This window comes from Mesorhizobium cantuariense (genome assembly GCF_042647205.1).
GTDB lineage: Bacteria > Pseudomonadota > Alphaproteobacteria > Rhizobiales > Rhizobiaceae > Mesorhizobium > Mesorhizobium cantuariense.
This window is the reverse complement of sequence record NZ_JBHRVD010000001.1, coordinates 5,937,375-5,959,449: the sequence shown is the minus strand read 5'-3', so window position 1 is coordinate 5,959,449 and position 22,075 is coordinate 5,937,375. Positions and strand designations below refer to the sequence as shown.

Genomic DNA, 22,075 nt, shown 5'->3' with positions numbered 1-22,075 from the left:
CTGCGGCGATCTCTCCAGAGTTCGTGCTTTGGAGTTGCATCGGATTTCCTGAAGGTGCCCAAACAGGAAACCGGTTGAAGTTAGGCTACGCGTTCGGCCAATACGCGTCAATAATATGAGCCGCATGTCGCTATGCGCTTCTACTTCGCGCAGCCGGGAAACGAAACAGGACCTTTGTACGATTGACTTCCTTCATCGGCAGTCTAGCTTTTCAAGGCGTGCAGGTGCTGCCATTCCAGGGAGGAACGGCGAAGAGTTCGCCCTCCCGCGTAAAGACGGATGCCGGCGGTCAAGCATCGACACGCGCTAATCGTCCAGGGCACCCAGACGATCAATGAGGAAATGTCATGCGCGCAATTGCATTTTTCGCCGTCGTGTCCGTTGTGACCTTCACAAGCCAATCCCAGGCACAGGATGCCGCGGCAGGTGAGAAAGTGTTCACCAAATGCAAGGTCTGCCATGTCGCCGACCAGGATAAGAACAAGCTCGGTCCGTCGTTGAACGGCGTCATGGGCCGGACGGCAGGCACGCATCCGGGTTTCAGCTATTCTCAAGCGATGGTCGCAGCCGGAAAATCCGGCGTCAAATGGGACGAGACCACGCTGGCGACCTACCTTCACGATCCCAAGGCCATGGTCAAAGGTACGAAAATGGCGTTTGCCGGGCTCAAGCAGGACGAAGACGTCGCCAATGTCATCGCCTATCTGAAGCAATTCTCCAAGTAACCCGGTTCTTCCACCGGCCGTACATGTGGCCGGCGAGCGCCTCGGTGTTGGCGCCGCTGTTCACGTTGCGTCTTGCAGCCTCTGCATCACGGACGGCAGGTCGAGCAGGCTGTCGCAAACGAGGTCGGCGCCAAGCTCTTCAACGGGAATTCGCGTGTAGCCGCCGCGCAGCAGGATCACGGGCATGCCGGCGGCGCGCGCGGCGCCGACGTCGGCGCTACTGTCTCCGACCAGCAGCGCGTCATAGGGTTCGACCCCAAGCTGGGCGAGCGCCAGTAGCAGAGCGTCGGCCGCCGGCTTCAGGTATGTCACCGCGTCTCCGCCAACGATCGCACCGAAATATTCCGTCAATCCGAAATGCAGCAGGATTTCGCGGGTCGCCAACTGCGGTTTGTTGGTAGCCACGCCCATGGCCACTCCCTTCAAGTGGAAGTGCGTGAGAACCTCCCTGACGCCAGGCATCGGCCTTGTCAGGCCGGTCAGATGCCGGCGGTAGATGGGCGCCATGACGCGGTTGGCCTCATCGAGCGCGCCGCCGAGGAGTGGCGCTCCGGACGCCGCGAAGGCCCGCTCGACCAGCTTCCTGACGCCGCCGCCGATCATGGCCTTGACCTGATCCAGGCACAGCGGCGGCAGATCGCGGCTGGCCAGCAGCTCATTGACAGCGGCGGCTATGTCGGGCGCCGAATCGACCAGCGTGCCGTCGAGGTCGAACAAGATCGCTTTCGGCGGTCGAAGCGGCCTACCTGCGCCGACATTCATGCGGGTTCTTTCCATTTGATCGAGCAGCCGATCGAAGCGATCTGGTCCAGCGGCCCATCGCCGGTTCGGGCAACCTGCTTCATCGCCTCGAACAGATCGCGTCTCAGCCCGGGCGGTCCGGCGTCTCGTCGCGACGCGTCCAGCCGGCCGCGATATTGCAACCTCAATTCGCCGTTGAGCCCGAAGAAATCGGGAGTGCACACGGCTGCGTAGTTGCGCGCTACAGTCTGACGCTCGTCGTGCAGGTAAGGGAAGCTGAAGCCGTTCGTCGTGGCGAAGAGCTTCATTTGGTCGAAGGAATCATCCGGGTAGGTGTCGGCATCGTTGGAGTTGATCGCGACAAAGCCGATGCCTTCGGCTTTGAGGTCATTGGCATCGCGCACGATGCGTGAAATCACCGCCTTCACATAAGGGCAGTGATTGCAGATGAAGGCCACGACCAGACCGTTCGGGCCGGCGTGGCCGAAGATCGAATGCGACCTGCCGTCGACGCCAGGCAAAACGGCATCGATGGCGTGCCAGCCGAAATCGCAGACAGGGGGGATTGCCGCCATGCTTGCCTCCGATGGAGTGGTTTACGCGGCTTTCCGGATCGCGCCGTCGGCCGCCTGTCTGATGGCTCCGATATTGGTGCGATAGGCTGCCTCGGTGCCGCCCTTGAACACAGCCGATCCGGCGACCAGCACATTGGCGCCGGCCGCGGCGACCAGCGGGGCGGTTTCGGCCGTGACTCCGCCGTCGATCTCGATGTCAATCGGGCGGTGGCCAACAAGTGCCTTGATCCGCCTGATCTTCTCGATGACCGCCGAAATGAAAGCCTGGCCGCCGAAGCCTGGATTGACCGTCATCAGAAGCACCAGATCGAGCCTGTCGAGCACATACTCGATGACGCTTTCCGGCGTCGACGGGTTCAGCGATACGCCGGCCTTCTTGCCGAGATTCCTGATCGCCTGCAGCGAACGGTCAAGATGCGGCCCGGCTTCTGCATGCACCGTGATGATGTCGCAACCGGCATCGGCGAAGGCGGCCAGATAGGCGTCAGCCGGCGCGATCATCAGATGGCAGTCGAACACCTTGTCCGTTCGATCCCGGATCGCCTTGATCACCGGCGGACCAAAGGTGATGTTAGGCACGAAATGGCCGTCCATCACGTCGAGATGGATCCAGTCGGCACCCGCCCGGACGACAGCTTCGACCTCGTCGCCGAGCCGCGAGAAATCCGCGGAAAGCACGGAGGGTGCGATGATTGTCCTGGTGACCATTGTCGTCGTCTCCAATTCTGTCTTCCGTTTCGGTCGCTGCAAGCTAGCCGGCTTGATCCTGTCAGCGCGCCTTCGTCTCCGGTTCCCCTTCGAGTCTCCCTTCCACGAATACGCGGCTGCCGCGAATATCGGATTCCTCAATGGTGATAAGGTCGGCCTTGGTCAACGCCCGGCTGCGCGACGCGAAAAGCCGGTTGGCCTGGCGAAGCCGCGCCCGGTCGAGCCCATTGCGGACCGAGCGCGCGTTGGAGAAATGCGGCAGCCTCATGCGGATCGGAAGATACTCTTCGAGCGCCTGGGACGCCGCCTCACTGAGACGGTAATTCTGTTCCGCCAACATGATCTCGGCGATCGATTTCAGTTCGCTGACGCCGTAGTCAGGAAAATCGAGGTGGTGGGCGATGCGCGAACGCATGCCGGGATTGCTGTCGAAGAAGCGGTCCATCTTGTTCTTGTAGCCGGCAAGGATCACAACCAGATCGTCACGATTGTTTTCCATGCACTGCAGCAGGATTTCGATCGATTCCTGGCCGTAGTCGCGTTCGTTCTCGGGCTTGTAGAGATAGTAGGCCTCGTCGATGAAAAGCACGCCGCCCATGGCACGCTTGATCACGTCGCGGGTCTTGGGCGCGGTGTGGCCCACATACTGGCCGACGAGATCGTCTCGCGTCACGGCGACCATGTGGCCTTCGCGGACATAGCCGAGACGATGCAGGATTTCGGCCATCCTCAACGCCACGGTGGTCTTTCCGGTACCGGGGTTTCCCGTAAAGTTCATGTGCAGCGTCGGCGCGCCCGAGGTCAGCCCGAACTTGCGGCGAAGCCGGTCGACCAGGAGGAGAGCCGCGATCTCGCGGATGCGGGTCTTGATCGGCTTCAAGCCAACGAGTTCGCGGTCGAGCTTGTCCATCACCTCGTCGATGTTGGATGCCTCGAATTCGGCCTGCAGATCGACCGATTCGTCCTGCGCGGCAGCGCCCTTTGCTATCGCGTTCAGCATGCTCAGCTAGCTCCGCTCTCCTTCGGGCCTGTCGGTCGCATAAGGCACGATCGAATAGCCCTGGCTGCGGCCGTCACGCTCCTGGCGCAGGAGGCGGAACCCGGGTTCGCTGGGTGGCCGGTTGACAATGAACGACATGCGCGGCGCTTCCCAGCCCTTGGTCGAATCGAAGGCGGTTACCCGCACATACATGTTCGGATAGGTTTTCCGGCAAGCGTTGATTTCAAGCAGGATGCCCGCCGGATCTCTCAAGTCGAACATTGGGTTGCCGTACATTTCCCAATAAGTGTTTCGCGGATGCGGATCGTCCGTGTACTCGACGCTGACCGCCCAGTGGTTCTTCAGCGCGTATTTGATCTGCGCCGAAATCTGCTCATTGGTCAGGTCGGGCAGGAACGAGAACTGTCCCTGTGTGACCTTGTTTCCCGGATTGGTCATCATGACGACGGTTCCTTTCGTCTAGAAGCTGGGCGTTGCGGTTGGCACGAAGTCGGCCGTGTCGGTCGATTCGTAGTTGAAGGTGACGTCCTTCCAGGTCTCCAGGGCCGCCTTCAGCGGCGTGCACCATCTGGCCGCCTGTTCGAGGATTTTGGTCCCTTCGCGCAAATAATCGCGACCCTCGTTGCGGGCGAGGATCATCGCTTCCAAGGCGACGCGATTGGCCGTCGCGCCTGCCTGGATTCCGTCCGGATGGCCGATCGTGCCGCCGCCGAACTGCAGGATGACGTCCTCGCCGAGATAATGGATCAATTGGTGCATCTGGCCGGCATGGATACCGCCCGAGGCGACGGGCATCACCTTGTTGAGCGAGGCCCAGTCCTGATCGAAGAACAGCCCGGTTTCGAGGTTCTGTGGCGTGCGCTCCTCGCGCAGCGTGTCATAAAACCCCTTGATCATGAGCGGGTCGCCTTCCAGCTTGCCGACCACCGTGCCGGCATGGATGTGGTCGACGCCGGCCATGCGCATCCATTTGCAGATGACGCGAAAATTCATGCCGTGGTTCTTCTGACGCGAATAGGTCGAGTTGCCGGCGCGGTGCAGGTGCAGGATCATGTCGTTGCGGCGTGCCCACTTGGCCATCGACTGAATCGCCGTGTAGCCGATGACGAGGTCGATCATGACGATGCAGGAGCCAAGCTGTTTGGCGAATTCTGCGCGCTCGTACATCTCCTCCATGGTGCCGGCGGTGACGTTGAGATAATGGCCCTTGACCTCGCCGGTGGCAGCTGACGCCTTGTTGACTGCCTCCATGCAGTAGAGGAAGCGGTCGCGCCAGTGCATGAAGGGCTGCGAGTTGATGTTCTCGTCGTCCTTGACGAAGTCGAGGCCACCCTTCAGCGCCTCGTAAACGACGCGGCCGTAGTTGCGGCCTGACAGACCGAGCTTCGGCTTCGTCGTCGCGCCGAGCAGCGGCCGGCCAAACTTGTCGAGCCGCTCACGCTCCACCACGATGCCGGTCGCCGGTCCCTGGAAGGTTTTGAGATACGCGACCGGGATGCGCATGTCTTCCAGCCGCAGCGCCTTGACTGCCTTGAAGCCGAACACGTTGCCGATGATAGATGCGGTCAGGTTGGCGATCGAGCCCGGCTCGAACAGGTCGAGGTCGTAGGCGATGTAGGCGAAGTACTGTTGCTCGGTCTTGGTGCCGGGACCGGTGTTCGGCACCGGCTCGGATTTGAACGCCTTGGCGCGGTAGAGCTCGCAGGCTGTCAGCCTGTCGGTCCACACCACGGTCCACGTCGCGGTGGAGGATTCACCGGCGATGGCGGCCGCTGCCTCCTCGTGGTCGACACCGGGTTGCGGCGTGATCCGGAACATGGCGATCAGATCGGTCTCCTTGGGCCTGTAGTCCGGCTCCCAGTAGCCCATCTTCTTGTAGGGGATGACCCCTGACTTGTAGCGCTCCTTGCCTTCCTTGAGCGTACCCGCTGACAGCATATCGATCTTGTTCATGACAGGTCTCCTGTTTGTTGCTCAGGCGGCTTTCGCGGTTGCGATATGGGGATCGAGTTTTCACGCGGCGTAACGTTTCGCCATCTCGTCCATGGCGATGACCTTGATCTTCGAGGCGTTGGACGCCGTACCGAAACGCTCGAAGCGGTCCCGGCAAAGATCGCGCAAGGCATCCATGGCGGGTTTCAGGAATTTGCGGGGATCGAACTCGCGCGGATTCTCCGTCGCGACGCGGCGGAACTGTCCGGCCATGGCCATGCGGCAATCGGTGTCGATGTTGACCTTGCGCACGCCGTAGCGGATGCCGCGCTCGATCTCCTCGACTGGAACGCCAAAGGTCTGGGGCATCTCGCCGCCGTATCTGTTGATGATGTCCTGCAGTTCCTGTGGCACAGAGGAAGAACCGTGCATGACCAGATGCGTGTTGGGCAGCTTCTCGTGGATCGCCTCGATCACCTGCATGGCCAGGATGTCGCCGTCCGGCTTGCGGGTGAATTTGTAGGCGCCGTGCGAGGTGCCGCAGGCGATCGCCAGCGCGTCGACCTGGGTGGCGGTCACAAAGTCGACCGCCTGATCGGGATCGGTCAAGAGTTGGTCGTGGGAGAGCGCGCCTTCGGCGCCGTGACCATCCTCGGCCTCGCCCTGGCCGGTTTCCAGCGAGCCGAGCACGCCGAGCTCGCCTTCGACGGAAGCGCCAACCCAATGCGCCATGCGTGTGACGCGTTCGGTTATGGCGACGTTGTAGTCATAGCTTGCCGGCGTCTTGGCGTCTGCCATCAAGGATCCGTCCATCATTACCGAGGTGAAGCCGTGGCGGATCGCGGAAAGGCAGGTGGCCTCGTTGTTTCCGTGATCCTGATGGATGCATAGCGGAATGGCCGGATGGATTTCAGTCAATGCCTCCATCATCCTGGCCAGCATGATGTCGTTGGCATAGGACCGGGCGCCGCGTGAAGCCTGGATGATGACCGGCGCGTCGCAGGCTTTGGCCGCTTCCATGATGGCGAGGCCCTGTTCCATGTTGTTGATGTTGAATGCCGGCACGCCGTAGCCGTGCTCGGCAGCATGGTCGAGAAGCTGGCGAAGGGTGATGCGGGCCATTGTTCAGTCCTCCTAGATGATGAGCTTCAGCGCCGCCGCAGCAACCGCTTCGGGCGTTATGTTGAAATGCCGGTAGAGGTCGGGGGCAGGGGCGCTGGCGCCGAAGCCGGTCATGCCGACGAAAGCGCCCGTCTCGCCGATCCAGCGGTCCCAGCCCAGCCGGGCTGCTGCTTCGACCGCGACGCGCGGCGCCGAGCCGAGGACGGCCTTGCGGGCGGCGGTTTCCTGCTCCTCGAAAAGCTCCCAGCACGGCATCGAGACAACCGCGGCGGCGATGCCGTGTTCGGTCTCCAGCCTTTCGGCGGCAGCAACCGCGATCTCGACCTCCGAGCCGGTGGCGATCAGGGTGACGGCGCGGTGCTCGGCTGGCTCGCGCAGGATGTAAGCGCCCTGGCGGGAGCGGTTCTCGTCGCCGTACGCCTGACCCAGCATCGGCAGGTTCTGGCGCGACAGCACCAGAACGCTCGGCCGATCCTTGCTCCTCAGCGCGAGTTCCCAGCACTCCGCCGTTTCGATGATATCCGCTGGGCGGAAGACATTGAGGTTCGGCGTGGCACGCAACATCGCCAGGTGCTCGACCGGCTGGTGCGTCGGGCCGTCCTCGCCGAGGCCGATGGAATCGTGCGTCATCACGTAGATGACGCGCTGGCCCATAAGCGCCGAGAGCCGCATCGCGCCGCGCGCATAGTCGGCGAAGCACAGGAACGTACCGCCATAGGGCACGAAGCCTCCATGCAGCGCGATGCCGTTCATGGCGGCGGCCATGCCGTGCTCACGGATGCCGTAGTGAATGTAGCGGCCGGCGTAGTCACTCGGCGCAATGCGGTTCATGCCCTTGGTGATCGTCAGATTCGAGTGCGTCAGATCGGCCGAGCCGCCAACGGTTAACTCCGTTGCGCCGTTGATGGCGTCTAGCGCCATTTCGGAGGCTTTTCGCGTCGCCACCTTGGTTGCCTTCTCGACATGTTCGCGGCGAAAGGCGTCGAGCGCTTCGAAGACCGCATCGGGCAGTTGGGCGGCGACCGCGTTCTCGAAGGCCTCGCGCCGTGGCGAGGCGGCAAGCCGCTGCTCCCAGGCACGCCGCATCGCTTCGCCGCGACCGGCGATTTCGCGCCAGGCGAAAAGGATGTCATCCGGCACCTCGAACGGCGCGTACGCCCAGCCAATGTTTTCGCGTGTCGCGGCGATCTCTGCTTCGCCCAGCGGCGCGCCGTGCGTCTTTTCCGAGCCGCCGAGATTGGGGGCGCCCTTGCCAATCACTGTGCGGCAGGCAATTAGCGACGGACGATCCGACCGCTGCGCCGCCTCGATTGCCGCGGCGACAGCTTCCATGTCGTGGCCGGCGACGCTTTGGACATTCCAGCCGGCGGCTTCGAAGCGTGCCGGCTGGTCCATCGACGTGGAGAGGGAGGTCGGCCCGTCAATGGAAATGGCATTGTCGTCCCAGAAGACGATCAGGCGGGAGAGCTTCAGGTGACCAGCGAGGTCTATCGCCTCGTGGCTGATGCCCTCCTGCAGGCAGCCGTCGCCCGCAATCACATAGGTATGGTGATTGACCAGATCGGCACCGTAGCGGGCAGCGAGCATGCGTTCCGCGAGCGCCATGCCGACCGCCGTGGAAATACCTTGTCCGAGCGGGCCGGTGGTCGTCTCGATACCAAGCGCATGGCCATATTCCGGATGTCCGGCGGTGCGGCTGCCCAACTGCCGAAATCGCTGCAATTCCTCGATCTGCATATCGTCATAGCCGAGCAAATAATGCAGCGCGTATTGCAGCATCGAGCCATGGCCGGCTGAAAGCACGAAACGGTCACGGTCGGGCCAGTCCGGCCTCGACGGATCGATATTGATGAAGCGGTTGAACAGCACCGTAGCGACATCGGCCATGCCCATCGGCATGCCGGGGTGTCCCGAATTTGCTTTCTGGACGCTGTCCATTGCCAGCACGCGAATGGCGTTGGCCATGTCTTGTTCGGAGACCGTTGCTGCGGTGGTGACAGGCTTCAGTGCTGTTTGGCTGGTCATGGCGTCCTCCTCACGACACACGGCTCTTGCGTTCGATCAATTGCAGGATGAGCGGCGTCAGGATCAGCTGCATGGCAAGGTCGAGCTTGTTGCCTGGCACCACGATGGAATTCGGCCGCGACATGAACGAGTCGTGGATCATTGACAGCAGGTAAGGAAAATCGATGCCGCGCGGATTGGCGAAGCGGATAACCAGCATCGATTCGTCCGGCGTCGGAATCCAGCGCGCGATGAACGGGTTGGACGTATCGACGATCGGCACGCGCTGGAAGTTGATGGCGGTCTGCGAGAATTGCGGGACAATGTAGCGGACATAGTCGGGCATCCGGCGCAGGATCACGTCCATCACCGCCTCGGTGGAATAGCCGCGTGTCGAACGGTCGCGATGGATCTTCTGAATCCATTCCAGATTGATGACCGGCACGACGCCGATCCTGAGATCCGCATGCTTGGCCAAATTGATCGTGTCGGTGACGACACAGCCGTGCAGCCCCTCGTAGAAGAGCAGGTCGCTGGGAGCGAACTCGCGCCATTCGGTAAAGGTTCCCGGTGGCGTGCCGTGCTGCTTTTCCTCTTCTTCGTCATGAATGTAGGTACGGGTCTTGCCGGTCCCCCGGCGGCCATATTCCGCGAACACCTCTTCGAGAATTCCGAGTTCGTTGGCCGCGGCATGGAAATGGGTGAAGTTCGGGTTGCCGGCCTTTTCCTCGTCGGCCACCTTTGCCTTCATCGCGGCGCGGTCGTAGCGGTGGAATGCGTCGCCTTCGATGAAAGCGGCCTCGATGTTCTCGCGCCGGAAAATCAGCTCGAAGATGCGCTTGACCGAGGTCGTGCCGGCGCCCGACGAACCTGTAATGGTGATGATGGGGTGCTTGGCTGACATGGTGCTGCTCAGGCTCTGAACAAGCCGCGGCGGCTGAACAGCGGCGCACGTTCGCCGATGTTGCTCGGCTCTGTGTGGTAGCGGGTGATGCGCGCGACTTCCCGCGCCGACCCGAAGATCATGGGCACGCGCTGATGCAGGCTCTCGGGTTCGATTTCCAGGATGCGGGTGATCGCATCGGTGGCGGCACCGCCAGCCTGTTCTATCAGATAGGCAATCGGGTTGGCCTCGTAGACGAGGCGCAGCCGTCCCTGGCCGTAGCCCTTGCGCCTATCGCCGGGGTAGAGGAACACACCGCCGCGCATCAATATGCGGTAGCAGTCGGCGACCAAGGAGGCGATCCAGCGCATGTTGAAATCCTTCTCACGCGGTCCTTCGGTGCCCTCCAGGCAGTCGTCGACATAGAGCCGCACGGCCTCGTCCCAGTGCCGGTAGTTGGCGGCGTTGATGGCGAACTCCTGGGTGCGTTGCGGAATGATCCGGCTCTCGTAGGCCTGGACGAAGGTGCCGAGCCTGGTCGAGAAGACGAAGACATGCGTGCCGCTGCCGAGCGACAGGACGAGTGCCAATTGCGGCCCATAGATGAAGAAACCGGCGCCTAGCTGGTTCACGCCCGCTTGCAAGAAAGAGGCGGCCGGATCAGCATCCGGCGCGCCAGTTGCGGTCAGGAGCGAGAAGATCGTTCCGATCGACACGTTGGTGTCGATGTTGGAAGAGCCGTCGAGCGGGTCGATGGCAATGGCGAGTGGCGCTTGCCTGTCGAGCAGGACCGGCTGCTCCAGTTCCTCGGAGGCGTAAAGCGCGACCGGAGCGCGGCGCATGGCGTCGAGGAAGATGTCGTCGGAGAAGACGTCGAGGTCCTTCTGGACATCGCCGTCGGCGTTGGCGCCACGGGTTTCGGCAAAGGCGGCGCCGAGCACCCCTTGGTTGATGGTGTTGCGGACCTTGATGGCGGCCTGTGTCAGCTGACGGACGGTCGTCACAACTGCCGAGCGGATTTCGTCAGGCTGGCCGAGATAGGAGTTCAGAAAAGCGTCGAGCGTTGCCGCTGGCATCGTAACCTCCCGATCCAGCCGCATCTCCTCGGATCGGCTGGACTGGGGAAATGGAACCAAACGAGAGGGGATAAGTAAAATTCAATAACTTTACCTAAGGACTAAAAATAATTTAGTATGCGGCATGAGGAACCTCACGCTGAAGCATTTCAAGACCATCCAGGCGATCATCAAGTCTGGAAAAATTGTCAGCGCGGCCAAGGTGTTAGGCCTGTCTCCCTCTGCGTTGACGATTCAGTTGCGACAGGTGGAGGAAGAATTCCAACTGGCTCTGTTCGACCGGACGTCGGACGGCATGCGTCCCACTGCCGCAGGTTTGGCCTTCGTCGAGACGGCGCAGGCTATCGAGGAGCACCTCGGTCTGCTCGAAGACAAGATGGATGCCATCAAGGGCGTACGCACCGGCAGCTTGAGGCTCGGCGTCGTTTCCACCGCCAAATATTTCGCGCCGCGGCTGATGGCTGCGTTCATGAAGGACCATCCCGACATCGACATGCGGCTTGCCATCGGCAATCGTGCCCAGACGATCGACAGCCTCAGGAACCATGACATCGACATCGCGCTGATGGGGCGCCCGGCGAAAGAGGTTCCGGTGCGTGCTTCGGTCTTCGGCGATCACCCGCTGGTCATCATCGCGCCGCCCGAACATCCGCTGGTGGCGGCGCGCGATATCTCCAAGGAGCGGATCGCCGAGGAGCATTTCCTTATTCGCGAGCCCGGCTCCGGAACCCGCATCTCGCTGGAAATATTCCTGAGCGACGTGCCTGGCCGCATCGACGACCTCGGTGTCGAGATGGGCTCGAACGAAACGATCAAGCAGGCGGTGATGGCTGGTCTGGGCATCGCCTTCATCTCTGCCCACACCATCGCTGCAGAAACCGAAGCTGGCCGGCTCGTCATCCTCGACGTTGTCGGCATGCCGATCCGCCGGCAATGGTTCTCGGTGATGCGAACCGATCACGCAATCTCGCCGGCCATGGCTACGTTCAACGATTTCCTGATGCGCAAGGGTGCGATGTATCTGCCGCTGTTCGGCAAGCTGTATCCAGACAAAGCGGGATGACGTTGCACGGACGCAATGGGTGAAGTCCGGTAGTCGATCGAAGCCCCATGTCGAACGTCAAAGATCGTGTGAATGGGTTCGAGAAACGGTGGAGAACGCCGGCGATCGTTGGTGTTATATAAGCGACATGTTATGTTGCGGTGCGAAAGAGCGGGGGCCACGTCCTTTCACGCCGTAAGCGATCTATATGTGCGACCCCTGCAGACTGGTGAGATTTGGGAAACCTCCCGGACATGGGGTTCGGGAATTCGAGGGGAAAGGGGCAATGCTTTACACACTCGTTATGATGGTCTGCCTGACGGATGTACCGCAGACCTGTGAACAACGCGAACAAATGGTGGACGGTCTGGCGATGAACCCCGGGACTGCCTTCATGCAGGCGCAGCCGCTGGTGGCCCACTGGATGGAGACGCACCCCGGCTATTTCGTGCAGCGCTGGCGCGTGCTGCCCGGCCGAGGGACGTGAGATCCGCCGCCAAGATCGAATGAGGCCTATTTCCCGGCAGCGAGCTGTTCTGAAGCGGTCTTGGTCAATTGATAGAGCCGCTGCTCTATTATCGTCGGCACTTCGCAGACGTAGGTCAGCGACTGGACACGTTCATTGAAAATTCGGGTTGCGAAATTCAGCTGATCGGTGCGCTGCGTCACCTCGTCGGGATCAGCATCCGGCTTGGCGCGCAATGCATCGACGTCGGATGCTTCCTTGCGGAGCTTGGCGGCCATTTCGAGTTGCTTGTGGGCGTAACGGGAAATGCCCGAAATCACGTGCGAACGCTCGGCGTCCATGTGATCGAACATCCCCTGCACCAGCATCGCCATTTTCGGCGTAAGCTGCCCGGCCGGCAGGGAGGCGGCGAAATCCTTGATCTCCTTCTGGGCGTCGGCAATCGGCACCCGCCGTGCCGCCACTTCCTCGACCAGGGCGGAGACGGCGGCATCCTTCGACCAGTCCTTGGCCGATGGCGGCAGATCCGGCCCGTTCCAGACCTGGCCGAGTGAAAGTTGCGGCACCTTGCGCTGCGCGCAGGGCCAGTCCGGATCGGTCGCCGCATTGGCGTTCGCGATCGGGGCAAAACTGGCGACCAGAGCCAGGCTGCGAACAAGACTCATCCCTGCCATCAGGCGTTTCCTCCGGTGTCCTGTTTGCGGGTCATCAAACCGCGCGAGGGGTCGTAGGCGATGATGGCGCCGGCCAGAAACAGCAGCGTGCATCCGGCGACGATGCCCAGCGACATCCAATCGACCTGCCCATAGAAAGCGAAGCGTATCAGCTCGACGGCATAGGTGAACGGATTGGCGAGGCATATCTTGTAGAGCAGCGGGCTCGCCTCCTGGATGCGCCACAAGGGATAGAGTGCCGGAGACGCGAAATAGCCGGGAAAAATGACGAAGTTCATGATGCCGGCGAAGTTTTCGAGCTGCTTGATCATCGAAGACAAAAGCATGCCGAGCGCGCACAGCATCATGCCCGACAGGAACAGCGCCGGCAGCACCGTCAGATGTCCTTCATCCATCCCGAGCGCTTCGAGGAGGATGGCTGGTCGCCGCCGGGCTTCACCGCCTTTGTCTCGTCGATCATCGAGTCCGGTGTCGATCCAAAGCGCATGGACGGCATCCGCGCGCAGCTGAAGACAATCGGGCTGGAGCCCTATGACTGCCTCAATCCCGGCCTGATGGACTATATCGCCACCTGGACCGCGAAGAAGTCCGGCGCTCTGCCGGCTTAGCAACCGGTAGGATTGTACCCATGGGTCGGACGAAATCGCCCGGCCCAGCTCATTGGAACCAGCAATGCCCTCACCCGCCATTCTCGTCGATGCCGATGCCTGCCCGGTCAAGGCCGAGGTGGAAAAGGTCGCTGAGCGCCATGGCGTCGTCGTCACCTACGTCTCCAACGGTGGCCTGCGGCCTTCGCGCGATCCGATGATTCGCAATGTCGTGGTGTCCAAGGGAAAGCGCTATGCGCTTTTCCCGGGAAAACCGTTTCACACTTTTCCTGGAATTGCTCTAGGAAACGTCGACGCTGAGGGACGGTAGCGGCTGCCGTCCCTAGTCTCGGTGCGTCGAAAAACGGGCAAGGGTGATTGGCAATGCCGACAACCTACCCCAATTTGGGCATCGCAGTGCCCCGCTTCGCAGCGGGTTTGGGTCGTTTCGTCCTTCGGGCAGACGTCCCCAACGACTGAAGATTCACGAAGTTCGCCGTACTAAATTCGCAAAAAAGTACGGCGTCAATTCGCTAAGTGTTTGAAAAGCATGGTGATCCCGACAGGAATCGAACCTGTGACCTACAGATTAGGAATCTGCCGCTCTATCCTACTGAGCTACGGGACCACGCGGCCCGACACATAGCCGCTTCGGATCGTTTCGCCAAGAGGCCGGCCGAACGCAAATTCGGCCAGCCCGTTGCGCTGATGGTATCAGGCCGCCAGCGCCGTTTCCGCCAGTTTCACCCAATAGCTCATGCCGTGCGGGATGACCTCATCGTTGAAGTCGTAGGCCGGGTTGTGGAGGCCGGCGGTGTCGCCATTGCCGATGAAGATGAAGGCGCCGGGGCGGGCTTCGAGCATATAGGAGAAATCCTCGCCGCCCATCACCGGCTGGATGCCGCGGTGGACATGCGCGTCGCCGGCGACACCAGCCGCGACATCGCTGGCAAACACCGTCTCTTCCGCGTGGTTGAAGGTCACGGGGTAGTTTGCCTGGTAGTCAACCTCGATCCTGGCACCGAACGCGGTCGCCAGTCCTTCGCAGATGGTGCGGATGCGCTCTTCCGACTTCTTGGCGATTTCCTTGCGCAAGGTGCGCACCGTGCCGGCAATTTCGGCGGTTTCCGGGATGATGTTGTAGGCGTCGCCGGCGTGGAATTTGGTCACCGACACCACCACGGCCTCGACCGGGTCGGTGCTGCGCGAGGCGATGGTCTGCAAGGCGCCGACCAACTGGCTGGCGATGACGATCGGGTCGATCGTTCCGTGCGGCATGGCCGCATGGCCGCCCTTGCCGCGCACGGTGATGGTGAACTCGGCGGTTGCCGCCATGATCGGGCCCGGGCGGATGGCGAACTGGCCGACAGGCAGGCCCGGCATGTTGTGCATGCCGAACACTTTGGAGATGTCGAAACGGTCCATCATGCCGTCCTTGACCATCTCGTTGCCGCCGCCGCCACCTTCCTCAGCCGGCTGGAAGATCACCGCCACGGAGCCGGTGAAGTTGCGCGTCTCGGCGAGATATTTGGCGGCGCCTAGCAACATCGCCGTGTGGCCGTCATGGCCGCAGGCATGCATCTTGCCGGGAATGGTCGACGCGTAGGGCTTGCCGGTGATCTCGTTGAGCGGCAGCGCGTCCATGTCGGCGCGCAGGCCGATGGTGGGGCCCTCGCCCTGGCGGCCGCGGATGATGCCAACCACGCCGGTCTTGCCAAGACCGGTCACCACGTCGTCGCAACCGAAGGCCTTCAGTTTTTCGGTGACGAAGGCGGCGGTCTTGAAGACGTCGAAGTTCAATTCTGGCGTCTGGTGCAGATGCTGGCGCCAGCCGGCAACTTCGTCCTGCATTTCGGCGGCACGGTTCAGGATTGGCATGATGGTTCCATCTCGCTGTTGGGACAGGCGGGTGTTGTCCGCTGCCTTCTAATTGTGATCGCCAGGCACTTTGCCATCTTGGCGTCACATAGGGTAAATAGCACCGCATCGATGCGGTCCGGTTTTTGAGGGTCGGACCTATCATGCTGGCGATCGCGTAACGAAATCTTACGGAGCCAGGGGCGACTACGGCAAGAGGCGATTTCGGATTTGATCATGCGGCATAGGCATTTCCTCAAACTATTCTCGGCAGGCACAATCGCGCTGTCGGTCCTGGCCGGGCCGGCGCTGGCCAATCCGGTGGTTGTGTTCGACCTCAGCAGCGGCAAGATCCTGCAGCATCAGGATGCGTTCAAGCGCTGGTATCCGGCGTCGCTGAGCAAGCTGATGACCGCTTATGTGACCTTTCGGGCGATCGCCGCCGGCGAGGTTCAGCTCGATTCGCCGATCAAGGTGACCAAGCATTCGGCCGGCGAACCGCCGAGCAAGATGGGCTTCAAGCCTGGTTCGGTGATGCGGCTCGACAACGCACTGAAGATGATGCTGGTCAAGTCGGCCAACGACATCGCCATGGCCGTCGGCGAAAATGTCGGCGGTTCGCAGGCAGCCTTTGCCGAACGGATGAATGCAGAGGCGACCCGGCTCGGCATGAACGGCACGCATTTCGTCAATCCGAACGGGCTCTATTCGCCGGACCAGTACACGACGGCGCGCGACCTCGCCGTTTTGGTGATGGCGATCCGGCGTGAGTTTCCGCAATATGTGCCATGGTTCTCGATCGAAGGCCTTGCCGTCGGCAAGAAGGCTATTCCCAACTACAATCTGCTGATCGGCCGGTATCCCGGCGCCGATGGCATGAAGACCGGCTTTGTCTGCCCCTCGGGCTTCAACATGATCGGTTCGGCGACCCGCAACGGGCGCACGCTGGTGGCGGTGGTGCTTGGCGAGAAATCGGCAGTCACCCGTGCCGAGACCGCCGCGAAACTGCTCGACCAGGGTTTTGACACGCCTGCCGCCGGTTCGACCACCGTTACCACGCTGGCACCCTATGGCGACACGGTCTCGCCAAACGACATGCATGACGAGGTCTGCAAGAAGAAGGCGCCGGCGGAGCAGTCCGAAGCGCCACCGGTTGCCGCCAAGGATGTGCCGAAATCGCCCTATCAGGAAAAGCTCGACCATGTGCCGACGCTGGTTGCCGTCGGCCTCGGCGGTGCCACCGGTCCGGCGCCGAAGGCTATCCTCGACCAGGGTGCGCAGGAATACGCCGACGTGCCGATCCCGAGCTGGCGGCCCGACAGACCGGCACCCGCCGGCACGGGTCCAAAGATTGCCGGATCCGCCGCGCAGGGCGATCAGCCGGTCAAGGTTGCAAACTAACCGATGAGCGGCTTCCCGATCCCCGTCTCGGTGCTGACCGGTTTCCTCGGCGCCGGCAAGACGACGCTGCTCAACCGGCTACTCAAGGATCCGGCACTGGCCGACACCGCAGTCATCATCAACGAGTTCGGCGAGGTGGCGATCGATCATCTGCTGGTTGAGCAGTCTTCCGACGGCATCATCCAGCTTTCCGATGGCTGCCTGTGCTGCACGGTGCGCGGCGAACTGGTCGACACGCTGGCCGACCTGGTCGACCGGCTGCAGACCGGCCGCATCGCCCGTCTAGCCCGCGTCATCGTCGAGACCACCGGCCTTGCCGACCCGGCGCCGGTGCTGCAGTCGATCATGGCGCATCCCGCACTTGTCCAGGCCTTCCGGCTCGACGGCGTCATCACTTTGGTCGATGCCGTCAATGGCAATGCCACGCTCGACGCCCATGTCGAGGCGGTCAAGCAGGCCGCCGTCGCCGACCGCATCGTGCTCAGCAAAGCCGATCTGGCCACCGACCCCGGCGACCTCGAAACGCTGCGGGCGCGCTTGCGGCAGATCAATCCACGGGCCGAGGTGCTCGATGCCGCCGACACGGGGACAGGCGTGGCGGCGCTGTTTGACTGCGGCCTCTACAATCCCGCCACCAAATCCGCCGATGTGCGGCGCTGGCTTGGCGAGGAAGCGGCGCATGATCACGACCACCACCATCATGACCATGATCATCAAGATGGGCATGATCACGAACATGGCCATGACCACGGCCATCGCCACGATTCGCGCGTGCGTTCCTATTCGCTGGTCCATGACGAGCCGGTGCCGTTTTCAGCCATCGAGATGTTTCTCGACCTGCTGCGTTCGACACATGGCGAGCGCCTGCTGCGGATGAAGGGCGTCATCGAGCTCAGGGAAGACCCGTCGCGGCCGCTGGTGATCCATGGCGTGCAGAAGATCCTGCACCCGCCGGTGCAACTGCCGTCCTGGCCGGACGGCCAGCGCGGCACGCGGCTGGTGCTGATCACGCTCGACATGCCGGAAGACTATATCCGCAGGCTGTTCGCCGCCTTCACCAACCGGCCGGCGATCGACACGCCCGACCGCGCGGCGCTGGAAAACAACCCGCTGGCGATTGCCGGACGGTAAACTCTAAAGCGCGTCGCGGCCAAACGGATTCATGCGACGCGCTTTAGGTCTTTGTTTTTATGCATGTCGTTGTCCCAAAACCGGACCCACTTTTGGGCGGCATGCACTACGATTGCTGTTCGCCGCGCTCGACCAGGAAGCGGTGGCCGCCGGAGACCGCCGCCGTTTCAATCAACTGGTGGCCACTGTCAGAGCAGAATGCCGGAATATCGATGACGGCGAGCGGGTCGGTGGTCTCGAGCCACAGCCGGCTGCCTGGCTGCATCCCGGCCAGGCGCTTCTTAGCCTTGAGCACGGGCAAGGGACAGTTCAGTCCCTTGAGGTCATAGACAGCGGCGCGGTCAGCCACGGGTGAAAATCAACCGCCGAACATGCCAAGCAGCTTGTTCTTCAGCTTCGTCACCCGGCTTTCGTCGGCACTCGCCGCTTGCGTTTCGGCCACTGGCGTGGCTTCGGAAGGGGCCGCGATGGTCGCGGTGGCGACAGGGGCTTCCTTGGCGGCCTTCTCGGCCTCCTTTTCAGCCAAAGCCTGAGCCTTGGCGGCTTCCTTGGCTTGCTTGGCGGCCTCTATGGCAGCCAGCCTCTGCTCCTCGGCCTTCTGCTTGGCCGCCTTTTCGGCGTCGAGGGCGGCCATCTTGCGGCCGGCCGGCGAATCGATGCGGCCCATGCGCGCCGTCTCGGTCACCGAGCCGTCGTTGTTGAGCGACGGCGGATCGATCGGCACGCGCTCGCCGCGGGCGCGGCGCTTGGACCAGTCGGAGACGATGCTGGCTTCCTTGATGCCGGCGATGGTCGGCTTGGGCGCCGGCACGCTGGCCTTGACCGCACCGCTGAACGCCGCGTCGTAGGTGCTCATGTAGGAATTGTAGGCGCTCTTCAGCGAATCAGGCTGTGTCGTCGCCGGGCAGGCGCCGGCCGGATCGAATGTCTCGCCGTCGGCGGCAACCTGGTTGAAGACATAGCGCTTCTCGCAGACGTCGACCTTCGGCGGAACCTTGGTGATCTCGAAATTGTCGTAGCCGATCTTCAGCATCTTCCAGAAGTCGTAGTTCGGGTCGCTGCGATAACGCGCCATGTTGGCGGCGGTCATGCGGAACGGAAACGCCTGGATCTGGAATTCGGTCTGGCCGCCCTGGAAGGCGTCGCGGCCGAAGGCATAGATCTGCTCGATCTGCGCATCGGTCATCGAATAGCAGCCAGACGACGAACAGGCGCCGTGCACCATCAAATTGGAGCCGGTGCGGCCATTGGCGCGGTCATAGGCATTGGGATAGCCGATGTTGAACGACAGATGGTAGTTCGAGCGCGGGTTCATCTGCGCCGGGCGCACCGTGTAGAAGCCTTCCGGCGCCTGGCGGTCGCCTTCGGTGTATTTCGGTCCGAGCTTGCCCGACCATTTGCAGATGTCGTAGCTCGCCACCATGTCGTAGCGGCCGTTGGTCTTGGCCTTCCAGATCTCGAGCTTGCCCTCTTCCTTGAAGATGCGGGCCATCACCGACGAGGTGCGAACCATGCCCTTGGCCCTCATGTCGGCGAGGATCTTGTCGGGCAGCGGCTTGTTGGCCTCCGGCGCGAAATCCTTCATCGACGAATTGTTGCAGCCGGCAACGCCGAGGGCGGCGATCAGAAGTCCGGTGCGGGCAAGCTTGACAAACATGGCTACGGATTCGTCTTTTCTCTGGCGCCAGGGCGGTTCACGCCACGGCTACTGCACTGAACCTGGACGGACCCTAAGCCCGTTAACCTTGAAAATTCCTTACCGCAAGTGTCGACGCGTCCCCTCACGGCAGTCCCATTGAGCCGAATGCAGCGGCATTTTTGTGGCAAAAATGCTCCGAGCCGCCACATTGTGGCGGGCAAGGCTGCCTGCGGTCAGAGGCTGCGGCCCATAGCCAGGTATTTCTCGCGGCGCTGCTCGCGGAAGTCGGTGTTGGCGCCGGCAAATTCCTTCATCGTCCTGGCGATGAGGTCGCCGGTCGCGGCAATCACGGTTTCGGCGCCACGATGCGCGCCGCCGAGCGGCTCGGGAATGATGGCGTCGATGATCTTCAGCTCCAGAAGATCCTGCGCGGTGATCTTCATGTTGGTCGCCGCGTCCTTCGACCGCGTCGTGTCGCGCCACAGGATCGAGGCCGCGCCCTCCGGCGAAATCACCGAATAGATGGCATGTTCGAGCATGTAGACTCGGTTGGCGGTGGCGATGGCGATGGCGCCGCCCGAGCCGCCTTCGCCGATGACGACCGAGATCGACGGCACTTTCAGGCCAAGGCAGGCCGAAGTTGAGCGCGCAATGGCTTCGGCCTGGCCGCGCTCCTCGGCGCCGACGCCGGGATAGGCGCCGGCGGTGTCGACCAGCGTCAGCAGCGGGATCTTGAAGCGGTCGGCGAGTTCCATCAGCCGCACCGCCTTGCGGTAGCCTTCGGGCCGCACCGAGCCGAAATTGTGCTTCAGACGGCTGGTCGTGTCGGAACCCTTTTCCTGGCCGATGATGGCAACGGGCTCGCCGCGGAAGCGGGCGAAACCGCCGACGATCGCCTGGTCCTCGCCGTAATTGCGGTCGCCGGCCAGTGGCGTGAAATCGTTGAACAGGCCCTTGATGTAATCGACGCAATGCGGTCTGTCGGGATGGCGCGCCACCTGCACCTTCTGCCACGGCGTCAGCGCCTTGTAGGCGTCGCGCAGCGCGTCGCGGGAGCGCTTCTCGAGACGGCTGATCTCGTCGCCGACATCGACCGCCTCGCCATTCTCGGCAAGCTTCTTCAGCTCAAGGATCTTGCCCTCGAGGTCCTGCACCGGCTTTTCGAAATCGAGGTAATTGTACATGCGTGAGCGGACCGATACGTCGGAAGGCAATGGCTGACGGAACCCTTGAATACATGGTTCCGGGCGGTGAAACGTCGTCCTCACATAGCGATATGAGGCCTAGTCGGCAAGCGGATGATGATCGTTGACCAACCGCACCAGCCGCTCTTCCAGCACATGGGTGTAAATCTGTGTCGTCGATATGTCGGCATGGCCGAGCAACTGCTGCACGGCCCTGAGATCGGCGCCGTTCTGCAGGAGATGGCTGGCGAAAGCATGGCGCAGCACATGCGGCGAGATTTTGGCCGAGGCGATGCCGGCCCTCGCCGCCAGCCCCTTCAGGTCGCGAGCGAAGACCTGGCGCGAGAGATAGCCGCTGTCGGATGCGGCCGGAAACAGGAACGGACTGTCGGCAAAGGCGGGTACCTTGGCGCGGGCGGCAAGCCAACTCTTCATCGCCGTGCGCGCCTTGGCCGAGAGCGGCACCATGCGCTCCTTGTCGCCCTTGCCGCGCACCATGAAGAAGCGGTCATCGCGTTGCGCCACCGTCACCGGCAGGCCGACCAGCTCGGAAACGCGCAGGCCGGTGGCATAGAGCACCTCGACCAGCGCATGCAGGCGCAGTGAGGCCAGCCACTCAGTGGTGCCGAGCGCGGCATCGTTGCCGAGCCTGGGATCGCCGGCCTCAAGTGCTGCGCGGTCGATCAGCCGGCCGGTGTCGGCCTCGCTCATCGTCTTGGGCAGCGGACGGCCCTTTTTCGGGCTGTCCAGTGTGCCGGTCGGGTCATCGCCGCGCAGACCCTCGGCGTAGAGGAATTTGAAGAACTGGCGGATCGCCGACAGTTTGCGCGCCTGCGACGTGGCGGCAAAGCCGCGCGCGGCGATGTCGTCGAGATAGGCGCGGATATCGGCGGCGGCCGCGCCGGCTAGTCCGCCATCGATCGCGTCCGAAGCGTCCTCGAGGTCACGGCGGTAGGAGGAAAGCGTGTTTTCGGCCGCACCCCGCTCGGCGCTCATCATTTCCAGGAAGGCTTCGATGCGGGCGGCGCTGTTCATTCAGCTTGTCTTGTCATTCAACTTTTCTTGGGATTGAGCTTTTCCGGAGGGATGCGCACGCTCATTTCCCCCTTCTTGGGCTCGACGAACATCACCAGTGCGAACATCGTACCATAGGCAATGCCAGCCAGAATCGCTGTTATCACGACAAAGCGAAACAGTGTCGGCATCAATTTTCGCCCGTCTTCTTGTTCTGCGTTTCCAAACCCTGTCCCCTTATGGGACGCCAATCCGGCCAATTCAAGGAAGAAGCTGAGGCCTGTTAGCAACTTCTGATGCGGACCCTGCCAGTC

General features: G+C 62.2%; 22 protein-coding genes, 1 tRNA gene and 3 pseudogenes. 7 read left to right on the top strand and 19 right to left on the bottom strand.

Annotation, left to right across the window (positions count from 1 at the left end; genetic code table 11):
• The first annotated feature begins 347 nt into the window (after positions 1-347).
• Positions 348-725 carry a c-type cytochrome gene (locus tag ACFOJ9_RS29070; protein ID WP_378984007.1) on the top strand — a complete coding sequence of 126 codons (378 nt, stop codon included), beginning with the start codon at positions 348-350 and terminating at the stop codon, positions 723-725.
• A gap of 60 nt (positions 726-785) precedes the next feature.
• Here the strand turns inward: ACFOJ9_RS29070 and gph are convergent, their stop codons facing one another.
• From gph to ACFOJ9_RS29020, 10 genes are all read right to left on the bottom strand, one after another.
• Positions 786-1,487: a phosphoglycolate phosphatase gene (gph, locus tag ACFOJ9_RS29065; protein ID WP_378984005.1), complete on the bottom strand. Its 702-nt coding sequence runs from the start codon at positions 1,485-1,487 to the stop codon at positions 786-788.
• On the bottom strand, positions 1,484-2,041 hold the full coding sequence (locus tag ACFOJ9_RS29060; protein WP_378984003.1) for a thioredoxin family protein: 558 nt from the start codon (positions 2,039-2,041) through the stop codon (positions 1,484-1,486). The genes gph and ACFOJ9_RS29060 overlap by 4 nt, the downstream gene beginning before the upstream one ends.
• Positions 2,042-2,062: 21 nt before the next feature.
• Positions 2,063-2,749: a ribulose-phosphate 3-epimerase gene (gene rpe, locus ACFOJ9_RS29055; RefSeq protein WP_378984000.1), complete on the bottom strand. Its 687-nt coding sequence runs from the start codon at positions 2,747-2,749 to the stop codon at positions 2,063-2,065.
• A gap of 61 nt (positions 2,750-2,810) precedes the next feature.
• The gene (gene cbbX, locus ACFOJ9_RS29050) at positions 2,811-3,749 is read right to left on the bottom strand and encodes a CbbX protein (protein ID WP_378983997.1); all 939 of its coding nucleotides are present in this window, start codon (positions 3,747-3,749) and stop codon (positions 2,811-2,813) included.
• Positions 3,750-3,755: 6 nt separating this feature from the next.
• Entirely contained in the window at positions 3,756-4,190 is a 435-nt protein-coding gene (locus ACFOJ9_RS29045; protein WP_378983995.1) for a ribulose bisphosphate carboxylase small subunit, read from the bottom strand.
• 18 nt (positions 4,191-4,208) lie between these two features.
• The gene (locus tag ACFOJ9_RS29040) at positions 4,209-5,702 is read right to left on the bottom strand and encodes a ribulose-bisphosphate carboxylase large subunit (RefSeq protein WP_378983992.1); all 1,494 of its coding nucleotides are present in this window, start codon (positions 5,700-5,702) and stop codon (positions 4,209-4,211) included.
• Positions 5,703-5,762: 60 nt separating this feature from the next.
• Positions 5,763-6,803: a class II fructose-bisphosphate aldolase gene (gene fba / locus ACFOJ9_RS29035; protein ID WP_378983989.1), complete on the bottom strand. Its 1,041-nt coding sequence runs from the start codon at positions 6,801-6,803 to the stop codon at positions 5,763-5,765.
• Between the two features lie 12 nt (positions 6,804-6,815).
• On the bottom strand, positions 6,816-8,828 hold the full coding sequence (gene tkt / locus ACFOJ9_RS29030) for a transketolase (protein WP_378983986.1): 2,013 nt from the start codon (positions 8,826-8,828) through the stop codon (positions 6,816-6,818).
• A gap of 10 nt (positions 8,829-8,838) precedes the next feature.
• Entirely contained in the window at positions 8,839-9,711 is an 873-nt protein-coding gene (locus ACFOJ9_RS29025) for a phosphoribulokinase (protein WP_378983984.1), read from the bottom strand.
• Between the two features lie 8 nt (positions 9,712-9,719).
• On the bottom strand, positions 9,720-10,766 hold the full coding sequence (locus tag ACFOJ9_RS29020) for a class 1 fructose-bisphosphatase (RefSeq protein WP_378983982.1): 1,047 nt from the start codon (positions 10,764-10,766) through the stop codon (positions 9,720-9,722).
• A gap of 124 nt (positions 10,767-10,890) precedes the next feature.
• On the opposite strand from ACFOJ9_RS29020, the gene ACFOJ9_RS29015 reads away from it, so the two are divergent.
• A complete protein-coding gene (locus ACFOJ9_RS29015) occupies positions 10,891-11,829 on the top strand; it encodes a LysR family transcriptional regulator (protein WP_378983979.1) in 939 nt (312 codons plus the stop codon).
• A gap of 265 nt (positions 11,830-12,094) precedes the next feature.
• Positions 12,095-12,295: a hypothetical protein gene (locus ACFOJ9_RS29010; protein WP_378983977.1), complete on the top strand. Its 201-nt coding sequence runs from the start codon at positions 12,095-12,097 to the stop codon at positions 12,293-12,295.
• 26 nt (positions 12,296-12,321) lie between these two features.
• On the opposite strand, the gene ACFOJ9_RS29005 is transcribed toward ACFOJ9_RS29010, so the two are convergent.
• Complete coding sequence (locus tag ACFOJ9_RS29005) at positions 12,322-12,948, bottom strand: hypothetical protein (protein WP_378983975.1); 627 nt, start codon at positions 12,946-12,948, stop codon at positions 12,322-12,324.
• Positions 12,948-13,334, bottom strand: a pseudogene (locus ACFOJ9_RS29000) (ABC transporter permease); the annotation flags it as partial. The pseudogene ACFOJ9_RS29000 and the gene ACFOJ9_RS29005, both read right to left, overlap by 1 nt.
• On the opposite strand from ACFOJ9_RS29000, the pseudogene ACFOJ9_RS28995 reads away from it, so the two are divergent.
• Positions 13,329-13,556 (top strand): annotated as a pseudogene (locus tag ACFOJ9_RS28995) (S-(hydroxymethyl)glutathione synthase); the annotation flags it as partial. The pseudogenes ACFOJ9_RS29000 and ACFOJ9_RS28995 sit on opposite strands and share 6 nt — an antisense overlap.
• A gap of 64 nt (positions 13,557-13,620) precedes the next feature.
• Positions 13,621-13,782: pseudogene (locus tag ACFOJ9_RS28990) on the top strand (YaiI/YqxD family protein); the annotation flags it as partial.
• A gap of 304 nt (positions 13,783-14,086) precedes the next feature.
• Here ACFOJ9_RS28990 and ACFOJ9_RS28985 read toward each other — a convergent pair.
• Both ACFOJ9_RS28985 and ACFOJ9_RS28980 read right to left on the bottom strand, forming a co-directional pair.
• Positions 14,087-14,163, bottom strand: a tRNA-Arg gene (locus ACFOJ9_RS28985).
• A gap of 86 nt (positions 14,164-14,249) precedes the next feature.
• Positions 14,250-15,413 (bottom strand): M20 aminoacylase family protein, encoded by a 1,164-nt coding sequence (locus ACFOJ9_RS28980; protein WP_378983972.1) that lies wholly within the window; start codon positions 15,411-15,413, stop codon positions 14,250-14,252.
• Between the two features lie 216 nt (positions 15,414-15,629).
• On the opposite strand from ACFOJ9_RS28980, the gene ACFOJ9_RS28975 reads away from it, so the two are divergent.
• Both ACFOJ9_RS28975 and ACFOJ9_RS28970 read left to right on the top strand, forming a co-directional pair.
• On the top strand, positions 15,630-16,793 hold the full coding sequence (locus ACFOJ9_RS28975; RefSeq protein ID WP_378983970.1) for a D-alanyl-D-alanine carboxypeptidase family protein: 1,164 nt from the start codon (positions 15,630-15,632) through the stop codon (positions 16,791-16,793).
• A gap of 3 nt (positions 16,794-16,796) precedes the next feature.
• Positions 16,797-17,924: a CobW family GTP-binding protein gene (locus ACFOJ9_RS28970; RefSeq protein WP_378983968.1), complete on the top strand. Its 1,128-nt coding sequence runs from the start codon at positions 16,797-16,799 to the stop codon at positions 17,922-17,924.
• Positions 17,925-18,030: 106 nt separating this feature from the next.
• Here the strand turns inward: ACFOJ9_RS28970 and ACFOJ9_RS28965 are convergent, their stop codons facing one another.
• The 5 genes from ACFOJ9_RS28965 to ACFOJ9_RS28945 all read right to left on the bottom strand — a co-directional run bounded on the left by ACFOJ9_RS28965 (position 18,031) and on the right by ACFOJ9_RS28945 (position 21,952).
• Positions 18,031-18,273, bottom strand: a complete 243-nt coding sequence (locus tag ACFOJ9_RS28965) for a sulfurtransferase TusA family protein (RefSeq protein WP_378983965.1) — start codon at positions 18,271-18,273, stop codon at positions 18,031-18,033.
• A 9-nt stretch (positions 18,274-18,282) separates the two neighbouring features.
• Positions 18,283-19,581, bottom strand: a complete 1,299-nt coding sequence (locus tag ACFOJ9_RS28960) for a L,D-transpeptidase family protein (protein WP_378983962.1) — start codon at positions 19,579-19,581, stop codon at positions 18,283-18,285.
• A gap of 215 nt (positions 19,582-19,796) precedes the next feature.
• The gene (locus ACFOJ9_RS28955) at positions 19,797-20,747 is read right to left on the bottom strand and encodes an acetyl-CoA carboxylase carboxyltransferase subunit alpha (RefSeq protein ID WP_109671595.1); all 951 of its coding nucleotides are present in this window, start codon (positions 20,745-20,747) and stop codon (positions 19,797-19,799) included.
• A gap of 99 nt (positions 20,748-20,846) precedes the next feature.
• Positions 20,847-21,782, bottom strand: coding sequence for a site-specific tyrosine recombinase XerD (locus ACFOJ9_RS28950; RefSeq protein ID WP_378983960.1), 936 nt, complete (start codon positions 21,780-21,782; stop codon positions 20,847-20,849).
• A 17-nt stretch (positions 21,783-21,799) separates the two neighbouring features.
• Positions 21,800-21,952, bottom strand: a complete 153-nt coding sequence (locus tag ACFOJ9_RS28945) for a histidine kinase (RefSeq protein ID WP_136620419.1) — start codon at positions 21,950-21,952, stop codon at positions 21,800-21,802.
• Positions 21,953-22,075: the final 123 nt, after the last annotated feature.